Raw genomic sequence first — 4221 nt, 5'->3', positions numbered from 1 at the left:
GAGCGCCTCGGCGGGGTCAATCTTTCGGCCGAAAAGGAAGCCGAAGAGGTTCAGGAAAAGCTCGACACCATGGTCGCCGACCGCGACGACCTCATCGAAGCCATCGCCAAACTGCGCTCGGGCATTGCCGCGCTCAACCGCGAGGGGCGCGCCCGCCTCTCCGAAGCCTTCGGCAAGGTGAACGCCTTCTTCCAGGAGCTTTTTACCTCGCTCTTCGGCGGCGGCACGGCCGAATTGACCTTCGTTGAAAGCGACGACCCGCTCGAAGCCGGCCTGGAAATCATCGCTCGCCCCCCGGGCAAGAAGCCGCAGACCATGACGCTGCTCTCCGGCGGCGAACAGGCGCTGACAGCCATGAGCCTGATCTTTGCTGTTTTCCTCACCAATCCCGCGCCCATCTGCGTGCTCGACGAAGTCGATGCCCCGCTCGACGACGCCAATGTCGAGCGCTTCTGCAACCTCCTCGACAATATGCGTCAGCGCACCAGCACGCGCTTCCTCGTCATCACGCACAATCCGATCACCATGAGCCGCGTCGATCGCCTCTTCGGCGTCACCATGGCAGAGCGCGGCGTCTCCCAGCTGGTCTCGGTCGACCTACAGACCGCCGAAAGCTTCCTCGACGTCGTCTGAGGCTATGTTCGTTCGGGCTTAGCGCCGCCGGGATCGGCGCCCACGAGAGGCCGCCAACTCTGCGAGCCCATCGTCTCATGCAGATCTGCACCCCTCGGGAATCTCTTCGTCAGCCATGACTCCACCACAATTGAGCTGTGGACAGCATGCCGCACCCTTGGATTTCGTAAAAATCCACCAGCAAATCAAAGACTTACCAGATCGTTACGCGCCTTGACACTATTTAGGGCCACCACTATGTTGCGCCCGACCTGAAAAGGCGCCCGGAATGTGCCGGGTTAGGCAGGCCGAGGGGAGTAAGCGGATGCAACAACCGCCCAAAAACCAAAGCCAGTCAAAAAACAGTGAAGTGACGCGCGATCTCGCATCGCGAATTGCTTCAGCCAAGCGGGAACAGGACCTCAAGGACGGCAGAGCCTCGAGGGATGCTTCCGGCGACATGAACAGCATGGCGCGCGGAATGCGAATCGCCACTGAGTTCATTGCCGCAATTCTGGTGGGGACCGTTATCGGTTATCTCATCGATCTTGGCCTCGGAACCAGTCCGTGGGGACTGCTCACCCTTTTCATGGTGGGCTTCGCCGCTGGTATCCGTAATGTCATCCGCGTGGTGACAGAATTAAACGCCGCAGCGCTTTTGCCGTCGAAGACCGACGCAGAGGCCGACAAGCGGACCGATAGTTGACGACGCTTAGAGGGCTCCATGGCCGGTACTGACCCGATCCACCAGTTTGTCATCTATGATATTTTCCCGATTCACCTCGGCGATGAGGCTGCGGGTTCCGCCCTCAATCTCTCCTTCACCAATTCCGCCCTGTTCATGGTCGCGACGGTTGCCGTCCTGACCGCGTTCATGGTGCTTTCGGCCTCGCGTTCGTCGCTGGTGCCGAGCCGCTTCCAGCTTGCCGGGGAGCTATCCTACAGTTTCGTTGCCAATATGTTGCGAAGCTCGGCGGGCAAGGAAGGGATGAAGTTCTTCCCCTTCGTGTTCTCGCTGTTCGGCTTCGTGCTCGTTGCCAACCTCCTGGGCATGTTCCCCTACTTCTTCACCGTGACCAGCCACATCATCGTCACCGCAGCCCTGGCGCTGCTCGTGATCTCGGTGGTGATCCTTTATGGCTTCTTCCGTCACGGCTTCAAGTTCCTCAAGCTTTTCGTTCCCGCCGGCGTCCCTGCCTATGTGCTGCCCATCGTCGTGCCGATCGAGATCATCTCGTTCCTGTCGCGTCCGATCAGCCTTTCGGTCCGACTCTTCGGTAACATTCTGGCCGGTCACATCACTCTAAAAGTGTTCTCCGGTTTCGTGGTCAGCCTTGGTGCCCTTGGCGCTCTCGGTTGGCTTGGTGCCGTGCTGCCGCTCATCATGACGGTTGCGATCACGGCACTCGAACTACTCGTGGCAGTTGTGCAGGCCTATGTGTTTGCAGTTCTGACCTCGATGTACCTCAACGACGCGGTCCACCCGTCACACTAAGACGTTGAGTCCCTCAAACGGCGGCTTTTCGCCGGCAATACTTTGACCCTCGAAAGGACAAACAAATGGATGTTGAAGCCGCAAAGATGATCGGCGCTGGTATCGCAACCCTGGGCATGGCTGGTGCCGCCCTCGGCGTGTCGAATATCTTCGCAAACTTTCTCTCGGGTGCACTGCGCAACCCGTCCGCAGCACCGAGCCAGACCGGTAACCTGATTTTCGGTATGGCCATGACCGAAGCTCTGGGCATCTTCTCGTTCCTGGTTGCCCTGATCCTGCTGTTCGTCGCCTAATAGCGACTGCACAAGACTATCGCAGCCGGACAATCGGTTCGGCTGCGGTTTTATTCGGCCTTAGGCCGGATGACCGGATTTAACGGGATCCCGACCAGATGGTAACGCAAGCCTACGCAGAAGAAGCGGTAACTCCGGCAGAGGGCCACGATCCGACCGCCGACACCCATGCCACGACCGAGGCACATGGTGGCGACGGACACTCGGACGTTTTCCCGCCATTTGATCCTGCGACCTTCCCCAGCCAGTTGCTCTGGCTCGCCATTTCCTTCGCTGCGCTCTACATTTTGATGAGCAAAGTCGCCCTGCCAAAGGTCGGCTCCACCATCTAAAAGCGCCAGTCGACAATCGACGCGGATCTCGCGGCGGCTGATGCCGACCGTCAGAAGACCGACGCCGCAATCGCTGCCTATGAAAAGGCCCTCGCCGAAGCAAAGGCCAATGCCCAGGGCATCGCCAATGCCAGCCGCGAAGCCATTCAGGCCGATCTCGCTGCCAAGCGCAGTGCTGCCGAAGCCGATCTTGCCGGCAAGGTCAGCGCCGCAGAAGCCCGCATCGCCACCACCAAGGCCGAAGCGCTCACCCATGTCGACGAGATCGCTGCAGAAACGGCCCAGGCCGTTGTCAGCCAGATCGTTGGCGATGTCTCCTCCGACAGCGTTCGCGCTGCCGTTGCCAAGGTTAAGGGATAAGCGCCATGCCCGAATGGATGGATAACAGCTTTTTCGCCCTTGTCGGCCTCATCGCTTTCATCGGCGTGCTGATCTATGTCGGCGTTCCCCGCATCATCGGCGGCATGCTCGACAAGCAGATCCAGAAGATTGAAGCTGATCTCAGCGAAGCCAAGCGCCTCCGTACGGAAGCCGCCGCCCTGCTCGTCGAATATGAGCAGAAGCGCGTCGCTGCCGAAAAGGAAGCCGAAGGCATCGTGACTGCGGCCAAGGAAGAGGCCGTGCGCCTCACCGCCGAAGCCCAGGCATCGCTGGCCGACCTCGTCGCCCGCCGCACCAAGTCGGTGGAAGACAAGATCGCCCAGGCCGAAGCCCAGGCCATTGCCGAAGTCCGCGCCCGCTCGGCAGATCTCGCCGTCGAAGCTGCTCGTGTCGTCCTCACCGACGAAATGAACAAGAATGGCGGCAAGGTGGTCGACAAGGCCATTGCCGATGTCGCTGGTCGCCTCAACTAAGGCACCCCACATTTTCTGAATTAAAAGGCGGTCCTCCGGGGCCGCCTTTTTTGTTTCTGTCCCCAGGCGTACCAAGCCCACCCGAATTGCCACGGCGAACTCGGTGTCCCCCTCGCCCCTTGCGGGAGAGGGACAGATTTTCTGCGTTCAGCAGAAAATCAGGGTGAGGGGTCTCTCTCCTCCGCACCGACGGGAATTGGATGCACCGGAAGAATACCCCTCATCCGCCGCTTCGCGGCACCTTCTCCCGCAAGGGGAGAAGGGAAGACGGTGATACTATTCAGCACCGAGCAAACTCGATGCCCCCCGTGAACATCCCAACTCTGCGCGTTGACGCCCCCCAAATTCTCCCCCATGGTGGCCTCGACTGCGGGAGAGACTGGCTGAAAACGCCAGCGCCGAAGGAGCAACCGCCCCGGAAACTCTCAGGCAAAAGGACCGCAGTCAGGTCACAACTCTGGAAAGCAGGCTCTGCAAGGGGCCTCCCCGAAGGTAGCAACCGGCGCTCAGCCGGGAAATCTCTCAGGGCAAGGACAGAGGGGGCACGCACTCCGCACCGGTTGCGGAGCCTTGTCGTGTCGCCTTGAACCAGAGAGTGCCCATGGCCGAAGCCTCTACCGAAGTCCTCAAGCATA

Annotated in this window: 6 protein-coding genes, 1 pseudogene and 1 riboswitch; all 7 genes and pseudogenes read left to right on the top strand. The window is 60.2% G+C overall.

The genetic code is table 11. The features are described 5' to 3' along the window. Positions 1-633: pseudogene (locus tag J0I64_RS02400) on the top strand (chromosome segregation protein SMC); the annotation flags it as partial. 304 nt (positions 634-937) lie between these two features. Further along, positions 938-1318: an AtpZ/AtpI family protein gene (locus tag J0I64_RS02395; RefSeq protein WP_291406032.1), complete on the top strand. Its 381-nt coding sequence runs from the start codon at positions 938-940 to the stop codon at positions 1316-1318. 18 nt (positions 1319-1336) lie between these two features. Next, entirely contained in the window at positions 1337-2107 is a 771-nt protein-coding gene (locus J0I64_RS02390) for a F0F1 ATP synthase subunit A (RefSeq protein WP_291406031.1), read from the top strand. A 65-nt stretch (positions 2108-2172) separates the two neighbouring features. Beyond that, the gene (locus tag J0I64_RS02385; RefSeq protein ID WP_046103481.1) at positions 2173-2400 is read left to right on the top strand and encodes a F0F1 ATP synthase subunit C; all 228 of its coding nucleotides are present in this window, start codon (positions 2173-2175) and stop codon (positions 2398-2400) included. 98 nt (positions 2401-2498) lie between these two features. Next, positions 2499-2732, top strand: coding sequence for a hypothetical protein (locus J0I64_RS22590; RefSeq protein WP_366933677.1), 234 nt, complete (start codon positions 2499-2501; stop codon positions 2730-2732). A 15-nt stretch (positions 2733-2747) separates the two neighbouring features. Next, entirely contained in the window at positions 2748-3092 is a 345-nt protein-coding gene (locus J0I64_RS02380; RefSeq protein ID WP_291406033.1) for a hypothetical protein, read from the top strand. Positions 3093-3097: 5 nt separating this feature from the next. Then, positions 3098-3586 (top strand): ATP F0F1 synthase subunit B, encoded by a 489-nt coding sequence (locus J0I64_RS02375; protein WP_291406030.1) that lies wholly within the window; start codon positions 3098-3100, stop codon positions 3584-3586. Between the two features lie 360 nt (positions 3587-3946). After that, positions 3947-4037: riboswitch (glycine riboswitch) on the top strand. Positions 4038-4221: the final 184 nt, after the last annotated feature.

This window comes from Devosia sp., assembly GCF_017307565.1.
Taxonomy (GTDB): Bacteria; Pseudomonadota; Alphaproteobacteria; order Rhizobiales; family Devosiaceae; genus Devosia.
Note: the sequence above shows the minus strand (reverse complement) of the source record. Positions and strands in the feature narration are given on the sequence as shown.